We start from the raw sequence: 15,395 nt of genomic DNA on the forward strand, positions 1-15,395 counted from the left end.
GCTTTTCATTACGAGTTTATCGACCTACTGAGTGTAAATACTCGACCTCTTCAGAGAACAGCTCTTGTTCTACTCTTTGCCAAGTTTTACGGTAATCCCACTCACTTGAGAGCGGTTTCCAGTTAAGTCCATCAAGCAACATATTCGCATTATGAAGTACAGAAAACGGATCTTGGATACGCTTGATACAGTGGCTATTCGATGCATTCTGAGTTAACGCATTAGAACCGAAAGCAATCGACCAGTTGGCAAAAACAATGGCATCAGAACCGATACCCGGTGAGAACTTTAAGTCCCCTTGCTCTACCGCGAAGTTAACCAGCTGATCAGCATTGCCAATCACTTGTTCTTCTAACTCATTCAACGCTTTCACACGTTCTGGAGACGCTTTCTCTAGTACCCATGGGCTTTTAGCCATGATGGCACAGGTAGAAAGGACAGGCTCCATGCGTGCATAGATCCGATAGCCAACGTGCATCGCCATCACTTTTTCACGAGTATTGCCTTCAAACTCAGCCGCTCGCGCAAACAGGATAGCTTCACTTTGCAGTGAATGGATGCACAACGCAATGATCACATCTTCTTTGCTACTAAAGTGATTGTAGATAGTCCCTTTCGAATAAGAGCTGGCCGACGTCAACTTATCCATAGACAAGTTACTCCACCCCTCTTTCTGAACCAATGATTTGGCCAGAAGAGTAAGTTCTACTTCTCTATCAGCAATCGCCTGCTGTTTCTTCGTGCGCCCAAATGGGCAACCAGAACTTTCTTGTTTTCCACTTTTACTACAGCCAAAGCCAAACATGATCAATCAATCCATATTTATCCGTTACTCCCTAACATTCAATTGTAACACGAATCGTCACTGCCTGATAAATCACTTTTATGACGCATCGTCATTTTTGACACTTCGTCATAATAGCGCAGATATTGATCAATTCAAGGGGTTTTATAAAAAACATTTACTACGGTTATGCATTCTCACTAATGCTACTATTGCTAAGTCGAATACGCATAAGCAAGGAATGAGTATGAAAAACCCACTCAAAGCACTCCTACTAAGCCTCGCCCTCCCCTTTCCTGCGGTTGCTGCCTCCTGGTCAGCGGAACCTATTGTAGAAGGCTTAAACATTCCGTGGGGGTTAAGTTATGTCGGTGATAATGCTGTCGTGGTCAGCGAAAAGAATGGAACAGTCGGTCTTCTTAACCTTTCCAATCAGCAATATTCAGTCATTGGGGCTCATCCTAGCGTTGCTGTATACGGACAAGGGGGGCTACTTGATGTCGCACAATCGCCTTTTGATGAAAAGACTGTTTATTTCACCTATGCCAAAGCGGTCGGGAATACGATCGAGACAACGCTCAGCCAAGCTAGCTATTCAGAAGGAAAGCTATCAGATTGGCAAGATGTTCTAGTGACTCATTCAGGTTCTGATGGCGGTCGTCATTTTGGTAGCCGTATCACCTTCGATGATGAGGGCATCTATTTCAGTGTTGGGGATAGAGGCGAACGCGATAATGGCCAAAATACTGAAACTCATGCCGGATCTATTCTTAAAATATTATCCACAGGCGAGCCAACTCCCGAGAATCCTTTTCTCTCACAAAAAACAGCGAAGCCTGAGATATGGAGCTACGGACACCGCAACCCTCAAGGATTGTTCTACGATAGCCAAGAGAAACAGTTATGGTCGATTGAGCATGGCCCTAGAGGCGGTGACGAGATCAACTTGATTATGAAAGGGGCTAACTATGGTTGGCCAGTGACTTCACACGGAAAAGAGTATTGGGGGCCTATCTCCGTTGGGGAGGCCGAAGAAAAAGAAGGCATCATCTCACCACTTAAAGTCTATGTGCCTTCTATCGCCCCCGGTTCACTCTTACTGTACAGAGGCAGTACATATCCTGAGCTAAACGGTAAATTGCTCGCAGGGGCGCTTAAGTTGGCCCATATCAATGTATTAACCATCGTAGATGGTGCCATTACCCAAGAACAAAGAATACTAGAAGATCTTGGTGAACGAATTCGCGATATCGAAGCACTGCCTTCAGGAGACATCATTTTCTCAACCGACAGTGGTAAGATTTACCGTCTGGTTAGGCAGGATTAGTCACTTCCAATGCGGGCTGCTCTAGCTCGCTATTTTCACGGCTGCCACTCCAACTCACTTGGTTACGCCCTTTACCTTTCGAGCAATAGAGCGCCTTATCCGCCGCATTGAACATCGACTCTTGCAGATCTTGATGGGTATGGAAATGTTCATCAATATCTTTCTGGTTCGAGACAGAGCCACCAATAGACATAGTGACATGTCCGTAAGGTGCATTCCCTTCATGAGTAATACCCAATCCTTCGATCTCTTTTCTCAATCGCTCAGTGAAATTGACCAACTGCGACAAGTCCGTTCTTGCACACAGTAAGACGAACTCTTCCCCACCGTAACGAAACGCTAAATCGGTATCCCGGGCGAGTTCGTTGATTTTCGCTCCGACAAGAGAGAGGGCGTTGTCACCTTCGGTATGACCATAACGATCATTGAATGCCTTAAAGTTATCGACATCGCAGACGATCAGTCCTACATACTGCCCTTTTGCGATTTGACGACGTATATAGGGCAATGCATTTTGTGTGTAGTTGTAACGTGAGCCTAAGCCTGTGAGTGGGTCAGTATCGGAGCGTTTACGTAATATACTAAGCTGATGATCAATTTTGGTGAGTAGCCCTTGGTAAGCTCTGGCGAGCTGACCGATTTCGTCTCCGCGTTCTATGGCCTCGAGATCGCCAATCTGCTCGTTGGCCGTGCCTGCGCGCATATGATCTGCCAGAGACTTAAGCGGCGACACAATCCAGTGAGAAATCCAACCAATCAGGACTAAGGAAATCGCCAAGGCAACAATCGCTTCAGCGATAATCTCTTCGACTAAGGAGTGTTGTAGATCGGTCAAGTCACTGGCATCAAATACGGCCCACAATTCACCGCCATTTTTGTTCTGCAGGGGAATAACGATATTGAGCGTGCACGTCTCGTCATCAAGGTAATATTGCTCTTGATTAACGACTGGCTTTGTCCAAGGCACGTAGATATTGTCAGAAATGAAGCGACTTTCTAGTAAAGAGTCATATTCTCGCTGCATAAGCGTTTGGTAGAATCGGAGTTTATTTAAAGTCGGTGCGCCCTGCTCTTTTGCTTGAGCAACACGTAAATTGGTTTCAAACAATTTTTCTTCTAATGAGCCAAGTTCTTGGGGTTCAACATCAGCGCGCCATAGATACTCTAAACGCTTAAAAAAGCGGACATGGACTTGTTGGTCCGAATGATCAGCGACGCCAGATACCTCAAGAAATTCTAAATCATCAACGGCTGCCCAAACCTTTTTGGTGTCAGCATCGGTCAATTTTACATAGTTGATATCGGCGACTGAATTGGATATTGAAGGGATATGAGGAGCAAGCGTGAGTTTGGCTATGGTTGCCGAGTATTCTACATGTCGATTCCATTCACTGTGATAACGGGTATAGCTAAAACCAGAAATTAAGATCAGAACCAACACAAGATGGGAAACCACCAACATTTGGTTGATCGAAAGTTTAGCGAACCACTTTTTCACTAGGTTTTGAATCTTCAATACTTTCCCACTCACTACAAACATCTAGAACAAGCGCAATACGTTGAGCAATCGATACGCTACAAGCTGCCTCTGACTCTATGGGTGCTCTTGGTATCATTTTGTTGTTTTATTGATTCTGCGATACCAGTTTATAAATCGTGGGTATTCTATTCGATTTGAAAATAAATTCACCAAAAAAGTATGAATAAACGTCACTCAATTGTCATCTATGCATAGTTTTGACGATAAAAATTAACTAGAGAGGTACTTGGCAGAAAAATGTTGAGTATGAAAATAGCTTAACCTGAGTGCCAGAGAAGACACAGACAAGAGATAAGAGATAAGAGATAAGTCAGGAGAGCAAAAACGAAAAAGCCCCAGCATCTCTGCTAGGGCTTCGTATTTGGAGCGACACACGAGGTTCGAACTCGTGACCTCAACCTTGGCAAGGTTGCGCTCTACCAACTGAGCTAGTGTCGCATTTTTTCGCTAATCAATAAGCGATTAGATGGTGCCCCGGGCCGGACTTGAACCGGCACAACGCGAACGTCGAGGGATTTTAAATCCCTTGTGTCTACCAATTCCACCACCAGGGCACACAAATCTAAATTTGTGATGCCTTTACTGAAGTAAGTAAAACACCATCTTGATATCGAACTAAATTTCGCTATCCAAAAATTTGGAGCGACACACGAGGTTCGAACTCGTGACCTCAACCTTGGCAAGGTTGCGCTCTACCAACTGAGCTAGTGTCGCAAATGGAGGCGCGTCCCGGAGTCGAACCGAGGTCCACGGATTTGCAATCCGCTGCATAGCCACTCTGCCAACACGCCTTCAACCCTTTAGAAGCAATCTTGCTGCGTTCCTCTTGGGTACGGAATGCATTCTACGGATTCGCTCTGATGAGTCAACACTAATTTTAAAATTTTGAATCGTTTGTCTATTTAACGTTCAAAAGCAGCCAAATTGTTCAGTTAATTAGCAAATATACGGTCATATTCAGGCAGTTAACTGTGGTTAGCATATTGTAGATACAAAAAAGCGGACCTAAGCCCGCTTTCTGTTAATGATGTTCTTCGTCTAGCAAATCGTCTTTGGCTGCCATGAGATATTGCGCCATCGACCAGTAGGTCAGAATCGTTGCAATGTACAGTGCAGCATAGCCTACCCACACCATCCAATCATCGTGACGCCAGATCAGTACCCAAAGTGCGAACATTTGACTGACGGTCTTCACCTTCCCTACCCAAGAAACGGCCACACTCGCACGTTTACCGATTTCAGCCATCCACTCTCGCAGTGCCGAAATAATGATTTCACGGGCAATCATAGTGACCGCAGGAATCGTCACCCAAATCGAAGCGTAATGTTCTGTGATAAGAATCAGAGCAGTGGCAACGAGTACTTTATCTGCGACTGGATCAATAAAAGCACCAAAACGGGAGGTTTGACCTAACTTTCTAGCCAACATGCCATCAAGCCAATCTGTAAAGCCTGCCACCCAGAAGACCATCGCAGCGGCGAAAGGAGACCAGCTATAAGGAAGATAGAAAACAACGACAAATACTGGGATCAAGAAAAGTCGCAACAAAGACAAGATGTTCGGGATATTTAAACGCATATTTTTTAAAGGCTCTTTTTGTTTGCGTATTGCTCTATTTGGTGCTTCAAACAGGGCTCTTATGGTGCGGGATTTTTGTTATTGTTTCAATGCTTGATAGATGTTTTCTGCCAAACTAACGCTAATACCCGGCACTTTGGCGATTTCTTCGACACTTGCCCGTTTGAGTTCTTGCAATCCTCCCATGTATTTCAGTAAGGCTTGGCGACGCTTCGGCCCTACCCCTTCAATGCCCTCTAACGCACTGGTTCTGCGTGTTTTTCCTCGCTTCGCTCTGTGCCCTGCAATGGCATGATTGTGGCTCTCATCCCGAATATGCTGCATCAGATGAAGTGCTGGTGCATCACTTGGCAGGTTAAACTCATCCCCTTCTGTGGTAATCAAAGTTTCCAAACCTGGTTTACGAGTCACACCTTTAGCGATACCGATTAATCGAGGTCGCTTAGGCCAATCCCCCCAATATTGAGTAATGATCTCATGGGCACGATTCAGCTGACCTTTGCCACCATCAATAAAGACGATGTCTGGAATTTTCTCGACATCCAACTGTTTGGAGTAGCGTCGGTCTAACGCTTGCCCCATCGCAGCATAGTCATCGCCACCGGTAATACCCGTAATGTTGTAACGACGGTACTCTTGCTTAACCGGACCTTCTTGGTTAAACACCACGCAAGAAGCAATCGTGCTTTCCCCCATAGTATGGGAGATATCAAAACACTCCATACGCGTGATACTGTCCATATTGAGCAACTCTCTCAGTTCTTTAAAACGCTGAGAGATCGTCATTTTATGGTTGATCTTGGTGGTAATTGCCGTCAGCGCATTGGTATTTGAAAGCTTGAGATAGCGTCCCCGTGTTCCTGTTGGATTAACGTGAAACTGAACCTTACGCCCTGCAATGTCGGTGAGCGCACTTTCAAGTGGTTCTGTATCTTCAACTAAACCACTATTAAGAATGATTCGTGTCGGGACGGTTCTCGCTTCATTGTGACTGAGATAATACTGACTCAAAAAGCTGTAAAAGACCTCTTGCTGCGTTGTGCTGTTGGGGATTTTAGGGAAATGACTGCGACTGCCGAGCACTTTACCTTGGCGAATCATCAAGATGTGGATACAGGCAATGCCATTTTCTTGAGCAAAGCCCAACACATCCATATCGTCCATGGAATCTTCCGAAACAAACTGCTGCTCTTGCACTCGGCGAATGGCCTGAATTTGATCGCGAAACTTCGCCGCCTCTTCAAAACGCAACGACTGACTCGCCTGCTCCATTTTTTCGACTAAAGAGCTTAAGACCTGCTGGTCTTTGCCTTGCAGGAACAAACGAACCAAATCCACCAGCTCAGAATACTCTTGATCTGAGATTACGCTACTCACACATGGGGCAGCACAACGACCAATTTGGTACATCAAGCATGGGCGTGTTCGGTTGCCGTAGACGGTGTCTTCACACTGTCGAACCGGAAAGATTTTTTGCAGTAGATGGAGTGTTTCTCGAACGGCTCCAGAATCAGGATAAGGCCCAAAGTATTCGCCTTTGCGCTTTTTTGAACCACGGTGCATCGACAAGCGCGGGTGTTTATGTCCACTGACAAAGATGTATGGATAAGACTTATCGTCACGCAGTAACACATTGTACTTAGGCAAATACTGCTTGATGTAGTTGTGCTCTAAGATCAGCGCTTCTGTTTCGGTATGCGTGACTGTGACATCGATTTTATCAATGTTGCTGACGAGGGCGCGCGTTTTCTCACTGTCTACTTTGCTGCGAAAGTAACTAGATAGGCGCTTTTTAAGATCTTTGGCTTTACCGACATAAATGACAACAGCCTCGGCGTTATACATACGATAAACGCCAGGCTGATTAGTCACTGTTTTTAGAAAAGAAGCCGAATCAAATTGGCTCATACTGACCCCATGAATAGGCTTTTTTAGAACGGCGATGTGAACAGTAATTACAGGGTTTCGGTATCGATCATACCGTGTCGAATTGCCAAGTGCGTCAATTCAACATCACCGCTGATGTCCAACTTGTTAAACAAGCGGTAGCGGTAACTGTTTACTGTTTTTGGGCTTAAGTTTAACTGCTCGGAAATGTCAGTTACCTTCTGCCCTTTGGTGATCATCATCATGATTTGCAATTCACGCTCAGACAGATCAGCAAACGGGTTTTCCGAAGCCGGAGAAAGTTGACTTAGCGCCATCTGTTGAGCAATTTCTGGAGAAATGTAGCGTTGACCACTATTCACCATGCGTATTGCATTCACCATTTCATCTGGACCTGCGCCTTTGGTTAAATAACCCGCTGCGCCTGCCTGCATCACTTTAGTTGGAAACGGATTTTCCGTATGAACAGTTAAAACGATAATTTTCACATCTGGATTGAAACGCAGGATCTTCTTGGTCGCTTCAAGACCGCCAATGCCCGGCATGTTCATATCCATTAAAATGACATCGGCATGATTGCTACGACACCATTTTACTGCTTCTTCACCGCTTTCAGCTTCCCCTGCTACGTTCATTCCACGGACGTCTTCAATAATACGTCGTATCCCTGTGCGAACCAGCTCGTGATCATCTACAAGGAAAACATTAATCAAACTTGTATCTCCACACTATTACTTTGGCTCTGCACCCCACAAACTGTGGATTACAGCATTGCTGCCTAGTTTAACTTAAATCATAAAAATTTGCGTACACTGAATATGTGCTGAAACGCGAAGATTAGCAAGAACTTATTTTCATATCTGCCGCCTAAATTGCAATTAATCTAATAATCAATAGGTTAAGTGTGGTTTTGTGCTTTATCGTTCGATTAAATTTTCCTCTAAAGAGGTAGTAAAATCTTCACTTAAATACGTTTCTCTCCCCTCTAATTACCGTCAATCAGCCGTTCTATTTATCTCATCTTGCCTGTGGTAATCTATGTACTGCACATCAGCCAATGCGACACCTCTCGCCTCGTTTCTTAGTATGGTCATTCAAAGCGGATTTTTACTTACACGCCAAGCTCGCGACATCAATGGGCAGACGCAAATAGAATTATGGATCTCGACACCGCAAGGCCCTACACAACTCATTGTTCAAGGCGAGCAGCCGGTGTTCTTTATCCACCAAGCGGCTCTTGAAAGCGCTCAAGCTATTGCCAAGCCTCTTGGGCTGCCTGTTCAATGGAAACCACTCGACTTACGCAGTTTTGAGCTAGAACCTCTTTGCGCTTGCTATTGCCCAACGGTGAAACAATCACAACAACTCAGCAATGCATTAAAACAGTATGAACTGACGGTGTTGGAAGATGATATTCGCTTAGCTGACCGCTATTTGATGGAGCGGTTTATTAAAGGAAGTCTTGAGTTTACTGGAGTGGAGCGCACGAGCTCATCTCATTTTCATCGTTTTCAAGACGTAAAATGTCGCCAAGCTGACTACACGCCTAAGCTCAATGTTGTCTCTCTTGATATCGAATGTTCAGAAAAAGGCATTCTCTATTCAATTGGACTCGATAGCCCAATGGACAGCCGGGTGATCATGGTTGGCGAGCCGGAACAAGCCGAAACCCAGATTCAGTGGGTTAAGGATGAGAAAGCCTTATTAGTGGCGATGGTCGAATGGTTTGTGAGGTTTGACCCTGATGTTGTCATCGGCTGGAACGTCATCGACTTTGATTTCCGTCTTTTGCACAAGCGGGCCGAATGGAACAAGGTCAAACTCATGATTGGCCGAGGCAATCAAGCAAGCTTTTTCCGTACGTCTAACACCACTCAGCAAGGCTTTATTTCGATTCCCGGCCGAGTCGTGATGGATGGTATTGATACGTTAAAAAATGCGACCTATCACTTTCGCAGTTGGTCGCTCGAATCTGTTTCTCAAGAACTGCTCGGCGAAGGTAAGCAGATCCACAATGTGCATGATCGCATGGATGAAATTAACCAAATGTTTCGCCATGACAAGCCTTCACTGGCGAAATACAACCTACAAGATTGTGTGCTGGTGAATAAGATTTTTGCTCAAACGCATCTACTTGAATTTGCTATCGAACGCGCCAAGCTGACCGGAGTCGAGATTGACCGCATTGGCGGATCCGTCGCGGCGTTCACCAACCTTTACCTGCCTCAAGTTCACCGCGCCGGTTATGTGGCCCCCAACTTGTATCCTGAAAACTGGGTAGCAAGTCCGGGCGGCTATGTCATGGATTCCATTCCAAACCTGTATGACTCTGTGTTGGTTCTTGATTTTAAAAGCCTTTACCCATCTATCATCCGCAGCTTTTTGATTGACCCTATGGGACTGATAGAAGGCTTACAATTGGAGATTGGCACCGATGAGAACCAAGCGGTCCCCGGTTTTCGTGGCGGCCAATTCCATCGTACTCGTCATTTTTTGCCTAAGATGATCGAACATCTTTGGGCGGCTCGTGATGTCGCGAAAAAGAACAACGAGAAAGCCTTCTCGCAAGCGATCAAGATCATCATGAACTCGTTTTATGGGGTACTCGGCTCTTCTGGGTGTCGATTTTTCGATACGCGTTTAGCCTCAAGCATTACCATGCGTGGCCATGAAATCATGAAGCAAACGAAGCGACTGATTGAAGATAAAGGCTATCAAGTGATCTACGGCGACACAGATTCAACCTTTGTGTCTCTCAATGGTGAGTACTCTCAAGCAAAGGCCGACGAGATTGGCAATGCGTTAGTCGAACATATCAACGATTGGTGGACAACGCACCTTAGAGAAGAATACAACCTAACCTCCATCTTAGAGCTCGAATACGAAACCCACTATCGTAAGTTTCTGATGCCCACAATTCGCGGCCAAGAAACCGGTTCGAAAAAGCGTTATGCCGGACTGATTGGCGAAGGTGAACAAGAACAGCTTATCTTCAAAGGGTTAGAGAGTGCGCGAACTGACTGGACACCGCTAGCGCAAGAATTTCAGCAAGCACTCTACTCTATGGTGTTTAAAGGCGATAACCCAAGCGAATACGTGCGCCACTTTGTCGAACAAACCAAAGCCGGTGTTCACGACTCAAAGCTCACTTATCAAAAGCGTTTGCGCCGCAAGCTGCATGAGTACCAAAAGAACGTGCCTCCTCAGGTTCGTGCCGCTCGAATGGCAGATGAAATCAATGCTCAGCTTGGACGACCGCTACAATATCAAAACAAAGGGCGCATTGAGTATGTCATTACCCTTGCAGGGCCGGAGCCGAAAGAGTATCAAAAAAACGCTATCGACTATCAGCACTACATTGATAAACAGCTCAAACCCGTTGCGGAAGCGATCTTACCGTTTATCGGCATCGATTTCGCTACCTTGAGCGAGCCTCAGCTTGGGCTGTTTTAACTTCACAACGGTGTAGTCGATTAACTTATCTAACGGCATCGACTTGGCGTAGTACCAGCCTTGCACGGTCACACCATCATAACGAGGCACACTATCGAGTTGCTGCTGAGTTTCGACACCTTCAACCACGACACTTAAGCTCAGCTGCTGCGCAATAGAGAAAAGCGTTTTGAACACCTTCTGCCCCTTTTCGCTGTCCAGTGCCAGCACAAAAGAACGATCAATCTTAATGCAGTCGATGTCGAACGAATTTAAGTAGCTTAACGAAGAGTAACCGGTGCCGAAGTCATCAATGTGAATTTTCACGCCCATTTGATGGAGTTGATTAAAGGCCATGATCAATTGCTGTTCGTCAGCAAGCAATGTCTCTTCCGTGATTTCGAGATGAACGTAAGTCGCATAAGGTTTAATGATTCTAACAATCTGTGCGAAACAGGTTTCATCAACCAGGCTATCGGGTGTGATGTTTAGACTGACAGGGATAAAAACACCTTGGGTCTGCATTGTCTTGATGTCTCTAATGACATGCTTTACCACCCATAAATCGACCTCTTTCATAAGCCCAGCCCTTTCAAGCCAAGGTAAAAAGGTGAATGGCGCTTGAAGCCTTCCGCTTTCGTCCATTGAACGAATCAAGGCTTCACACCCTACCGTTCGACCACTAACGGGGCATATTTGCGGTTGATACTCTAAACAGAAATCCTTTTGACTTAACAACTCAATCTCTTGCGCGACTTGCTGTGCTTCTTTCTCTTTGTGAAGCAATTCGGCAATCGGGTCATCATTTACGGTTTGAGCTTCTTCTTGCAAACGCGCAAAGTCGGTATCCAACCCACTAATGTAAATCGAACCTTTACTGCGCTCTTTTTCGATGAATTTCACTGCGGGTAAATAGATAAAGACCCCCATGATGATGTTGAACAGCTGCAATACAACCGCAGAAATATCACCACCGGTGGCTACAAACGCATTAAAGATAATCGGGCTATTAAACGGCACCGACACACTTGGAGACGACACAAGCCCTGTGCTGACCGCTAACATACTGACCACCACATTAGCGATAGGAGCCAATAAAAAAGGCGCAAATAGCCGCGGATTAAAGATGATCGGCAAACCAAAGAGTAAAATCTCATTAATGTTCAGTAACCCGATGGGAATACTCGCCAACGCTATCAGCTTAAAGCTACGTAATTTAGTAAAAAGCAGTAACGCGATGACCAAAGAGAATGTGGCTCCACTGCCGCCAATGAACACAAACGATCCCATAAATGAAAGATTCATATGATAGGAACCGCTGCCCCCGGCTAATACGGTCGAATAGTTGAGGTTGCTCGCCTCTTGTAGCAAATCGACTAGAGGCAACAGCGCATAGTAGCCATGGACACCAAAGAACCACAACATGGAATTTAGTGCGGAAAATGCCACACCGAAGAAAGTAGGATCATTGGCATAATCCAATGAGAGCAGTGACAACAAGGAGATATTGCCAATCGCTGAGAAGAAAAGCAGATCGGTGAGGATCACCACGATCGTCGTTACAATCGCCGGTAAGACCAAATTGAGTGACTCTTTGACGACCTGCCCTGCGGCATCAATATGAGTCAGATGAAGAAATCGGAATCGAGCCAAATACGCCAAGAGTGGAATGGCATATAGTGGTGTGACGATCGCCATTATGATGTGAAACGTCAGGATGGTTTGCTGGTCGGGGATAACTTCAGCCACCAATATCAAGAACAGAATTGATAACAAAGCGACCGGAGGACGAGGTAAGCGCCAGCGCATGGCTAACCCATAAGAAATGGTCGCGGTCATCAAGTAAGGAAACAAGCTGGCTACGCTGTCGTGCAGATCATAAAAGAGAACAATCCAAGGTGTTCGATGTCCAACAACAAACTCACCGATACAAGCAACCAGTAAACAAAAAGATGAGATCATCAAACAAGGGATTAGCCATACCATGCCTTCCCTGATTGCTTGAAAAGAAGGGGTTAAGTACTTTCTGCCCCACTGCGATAATGAGAGTGGGGCTGCGGGCGTACTTCTTGACTCGCTTTGCATACTAACTCCATTTAGCTTTCCCTAATTAAAGTTAGCATACCCATTACTGATAGACTGGTTAATTACGTTTTTTGAGAATCCGATTATCCAATACGAAATTCGGTTTTTTTATACTGCTGAACCAACCAATCGCCAAAACTATCTAATATGCCGATCACGGAGCGCTTGGCAATCATACGCCCAGACAACAAGATACCTAGACGTTCTATCTCAATCTGTTTCTCTGGGAAGTAGTTCAAAAACTGCTGACCACACTCAATGGGATCGTCAAACCATTTCTTATCACGGTACATGACCAACGAGTAGCTTGCTCGAAGCAGCTTCTTGGCAATGATCTTTTGCGCGCGAGCTTGGTCTTCATCTTTGTCTGCTCGCGCTATACGATTACGGTACACCGCTAACCAGTCTTCCACGTCCATATTCCAGTGCTTGGCAATCTCCCAACTTGGCTCGTAATCACCAAAACATTCCGAAAGATCTTCACCTTCGATGCACACAGAGCAGTGTTTTAGTAGGAAGCCCCAAGACAAAATCCCTTCCAAGCTTGCGACATCGTCCACCAATGCGGTTTTAAACGACACTTCGGTAATGAATGGATAAGTCTTTTGAAAGCGCCACTTAATCGAATTAAACAAGGTGGTTCGTACATCACCAAAGCTTTTGTGCGTCACCACAATCACATCAAGATTTGAGTGCCCTGGCTTTGCTGTTTTGCGCGCAACACTGCCATACAGATAAACACTGTGTAAGTTTTTCCCTAAACCGCTTTTAAGATAACTCAACATTTCACCAATGGCTGGCTGATAATTGGGTTGGAACGGGTCATTCGGGTCGATGGTTGTTAGGTGCATGTTATTCTGGGCAAAAAGCAAAATGGATTGGTTCTAATGTTCGCTCACACGCTTTGATCAATCAAGATATTCCTTCCTTAATTCGCTCGGTATATAATGCGCCGACTCCCTATACACACGAAGGAAAATGTTCATGCCAAAGGCAAGTGAGCTTAAAAAAGGTTTTGCTATCGAATCTAATGGTAAAACACTGTTAATCAAAGACATCGAAGTAACCACTCCTGGTGGTCGTGGCGGCGCTAAAATCTACAAACTGCGTTGTACTGACCTAAACACAGGTGCTCGCGTTGATGAACGCTACAAATCTGATGACGTACTTGAAACGGTTGATATGTTCAAGCGCGCGTCTTCTTTCTCTTACGTTGATGGCGATGAGTACATCTTCATGGACAACGAAGATTACACTCAGTACACATTCAAGCAAGATGAAATCGAAGACGAGCTTCAGTTCATCACTGAAGAGATCAAAGGTCTGCACATCATTCTAGTGAACGGCAGCGCGGTTGGCATCGAGCTACCTGCTACAGTTGAGCTTGTTATTGAAGAAACTGACCCTTCAATCAAAGGCGCTTCAGCTTCAGCTCGTACAAAACCAGCGCGTTTTGCAACAGGCCTAACGGTTCAAGTCCCTGAATACATTGCGACTGGTGATCGAATCATCATCAATACGACTGAACGTAAATACATGAGCCGCGCGTAATTATGTCTGAGCTAATGTCTTACGATGATGCGATCGATACCGCTTACGACATCTTCCTAGAGATGGCCCCTGACAACCTAGAGCCTGCTGACGTTATTTTGTTTACAGCACAGTTCGAAGAGCGTGGCGCCGCTGAGCTCGTTGAAACGGGTGATGACTGGGTTGGTCACGTTGGGTTTGATGTCGATAAAGAAGTGTATGCAGAAGTGCGCGTCGGCTTAGTAAACGAAGATGATGATGTGCTTGACGATGTATTCGCAAGGCTTCTCATCAGCCGCGATCCAGAGCATAAGTTCTGTCACGCCCTTTGGAAACGCGATTAATCTCGTTATTTCCACCAAATACTAAAACACCCTAGCAAATGCTGGGGTGTTTTTTTCTTAGCGAACGGCGATGCATGTGAATGTTGAACCAGTACTGGTCGTGACACATCATCACTGAAACTAAAATTTAGCCATCGATTTTGATGTTTTCGACTCGGGCTTTCAGTTTTTGTCCCGGGCGGAAGGTCACAACGCGACGAGCACTGATTGGAATGTCTTCACCTGTTTTTGGGTTTCGACCAGGGCGTTCATTTTTATCACGCAGATCAAAATTACCAAACCCAGACAGTTTTACCTGTTCGCCACTTTCTAGTGCCTTACGAATTTCTTCGAAAAACGCCTCAACCGTTTCCTTGGCATCCCGTTTACTGTATCCAAGCTTTTCAAACAGGTTCTCAGCCAAATCGGCCTTTGTGAGCGCCATAAAACTTTCCTCAAAGCTGTGTTAAACATTGCTACCTCAAGGGCAGCACCTAAACATTTCGCCAAGCCAATCAACAACCTATCGGCTTTACTTGAGAAAGTGTATGCCAAGCTTATGATTTTCGCCAACTTTTTTCTTAAAAGAACAGACTTTGACCACCTATCGCACCTTTACAAGCCCTGACTACGACAGGATTTTCTGAAATATACCTTATCAATGTGTGGTTTTTTTAGAGAATTTGACCGCTATTGACAAGTTACTCAGAATTAAATATCAAACAACTATTTTTGACCAATAACTCTTTGATGTGAAAAGAGAAACTAAACATTCAGCCAAAAAATCCACTTCTACCTCTTGTTGAAACAATGAAGTGTGTCGAATTGCATTTCGAATTGATTTGCAATTTGATTCGCAGCGATTCTTTCGCTCTGCTTAATAGTGATAATCGTCAAGAGCGTCAAAA

At 45.1% G+C, this 15,395-nt stretch carries 12 protein-coding genes and 4 tRNA genes; 4 read left to right on the forward strand and 12 right to left on the reverse strand.

Annotation, left to right across the window (positions count from 1 at the left end; translation table 11 throughout):
- Nucleotides 1-16: 16 nt before the first annotated feature.
- Entirely contained in the window at nt 17-805 is a 789-nt protein-coding gene (locus tag EJ063_RS10770) for a TetR/AcrR family transcriptional regulator (RefSeq protein ID WP_126574290.1), read from the reverse strand.
- Between the two features lie 220 nt (nt 806-1,025).
- Between EJ063_RS10770 and EJ063_RS10775 the strand changes: the two genes are divergently transcribed.
- Nucleotides 1,026-2,111 (forward strand): PQQ-dependent sugar dehydrogenase, encoded by a 1,086-nt coding sequence (locus EJ063_RS10775; RefSeq protein WP_126574291.1) that lies wholly within the window; start codon nt 1,026-1,028, stop codon nt 2,109-2,111.
- Here the strand turns inward: EJ063_RS10775 and EJ063_RS10780 are convergent.
- The 8 genes from EJ063_RS10780 to uvrY form a co-directional block, all read right to left on the reverse strand.
- Entirely contained in the window at nt 2,098-3,627 is a 1,530-nt protein-coding gene (locus EJ063_RS10780) for a sensor domain-containing diguanylate cyclase (RefSeq protein WP_244225179.1), read from the reverse strand. The two genes, EJ063_RS10775 and EJ063_RS10780, sit on opposite strands and share 14 nt — an antisense overlap.
- 386 nt (nt 3,628-4,013) lie before the next feature.
- A tRNA-Gly gene (locus tag EJ063_RS10785) sits at nt 4,014-4,089 on the reverse strand.
- Nucleotides 4,090-4,118: 29 nt separating this feature from the next.
- Nucleotides 4,119-4,205, reverse strand: a tRNA-Leu gene (locus tag EJ063_RS10790).
- Between the two features lie 84 nt (nt 4,206-4,289).
- A tRNA-Gly gene (locus EJ063_RS10795) sits at nt 4,290-4,365 on the reverse strand.
- 3 nt (nt 4,366-4,368) lie between these two features.
- Nucleotides 4,369-4,442, reverse strand: a tRNA-Cys gene (locus tag EJ063_RS10800).
- Nucleotides 4,443-4,672: 230 nt separating this feature from the next.
- Nucleotides 4,673-5,230: a CDP-diacylglycerol--glycerol-3-phosphate 3-phosphatidyltransferase gene (gene pgsA, locus EJ063_RS10805; RefSeq protein WP_126574293.1), complete on the reverse strand. Its 558-nt coding sequence runs from the start codon at nt 5,228-5,230 to the stop codon at nt 4,673-4,675.
- Between the two features lie 78 nt (nt 5,231-5,308).
- Nucleotides 5,309-7,138 (reverse strand): excinuclease ABC subunit UvrC, encoded by a 1,830-nt coding sequence (gene uvrC / locus EJ063_RS10810; protein ID WP_126574294.1) that lies wholly within the window; start codon nt 7,136-7,138, stop codon nt 5,309-5,311.
- A 47-nt stretch (nt 7,139-7,185) separates the two neighbouring features.
- Nucleotides 7,186-7,830: a UvrY/SirA/GacA family response regulator transcription factor gene (gene uvrY, locus EJ063_RS10815; protein WP_126574295.1), complete on the reverse strand. Its 645-nt coding sequence runs from the start codon at nt 7,828-7,830 to the stop codon at nt 7,186-7,188.
- Between the two features lie 373 nt (nt 7,831-8,203).
- Between uvrY and EJ063_RS10820 the strand changes: the two genes are divergently transcribed.
- Nucleotides 8,204-10,570 (forward strand): DNA polymerase II, encoded by a 2,367-nt coding sequence (locus EJ063_RS10820; RefSeq protein WP_126574536.1) that lies wholly within the window; start codon nt 8,204-8,206, stop codon nt 10,568-10,570.
- On the opposite strand, the gene EJ063_RS10825 is transcribed toward EJ063_RS10820, so the two are convergent.
- Together EJ063_RS10825 and EJ063_RS10830 are read right to left on the reverse strand one after the other, a co-directional pair.
- Nucleotides 10,511-12,634 carry a PTS sugar transporter subunit IIC/EAL domain-containing protein gene (locus EJ063_RS10825; RefSeq protein WP_126574296.1) on the reverse strand — a complete coding sequence of 708 codons (2,124 nt, stop codon included), beginning with the start codon at nt 12,632-12,634 and terminating at the stop codon, nt 10,511-10,513. The genes EJ063_RS10820 and EJ063_RS10825 overlap by 60 nt on opposite strands.
- A gap of 83 nt (nt 12,635-12,717) precedes the next feature.
- The gene (locus tag EJ063_RS10830) at nt 12,718-13,485 is read right to left on the reverse strand and encodes a nucleotidyltransferase domain-containing protein (protein WP_126574297.1); all 768 of its coding nucleotides are present in this window, start codon (nt 13,483-13,485) and stop codon (nt 12,718-12,720) included.
- Nucleotides 13,486-13,618: 133 nt separating this feature from the next.
- Between EJ063_RS10830 and yeiP the strand changes: the two genes are divergently transcribed.
- Together yeiP and EJ063_RS10840 are read left to right on the forward strand one after the other, a co-directional pair.
- A complete protein-coding gene (gene yeiP, locus EJ063_RS10835; RefSeq protein ID WP_126574298.1) occupies nt 13,619-14,185 on the forward strand; it encodes an elongation factor P-like protein YeiP in 567 nt (188 codons plus the stop codon).
- Nucleotides 14,186-14,187: 2 nt separating this feature from the next.
- The gene (locus EJ063_RS10840) at nt 14,188-14,508 is read left to right on the forward strand and encodes an HI1450 family dsDNA-mimic protein (RefSeq protein ID WP_126574299.1); all 321 of its coding nucleotides are present in this window, start codon (nt 14,188-14,190) and stop codon (nt 14,506-14,508) included.
- Between the two features lie 127 nt (nt 14,509-14,635).
- Here the strand turns inward: EJ063_RS10840 and ihfA are convergent, their stop codons facing one another.
- Nucleotides 14,636-14,932, reverse strand: coding sequence for an integration host factor subunit alpha (gene ihfA, locus EJ063_RS10845; protein ID WP_126574300.1), 297 nt, complete (start codon nt 14,930-14,932; stop codon nt 14,636-14,638).
- Between the last annotated feature and the right edge of the window lie 463 nt (nt 14,933-15,395).

This window comes from Vibrio aquaticus (genome assembly GCF_003970385.1).
Taxonomy (GTDB): domain Bacteria; phylum Pseudomonadota; class Gammaproteobacteria; order Enterobacterales; family Vibrionaceae; genus Vibrio; species Vibrio aquaticus.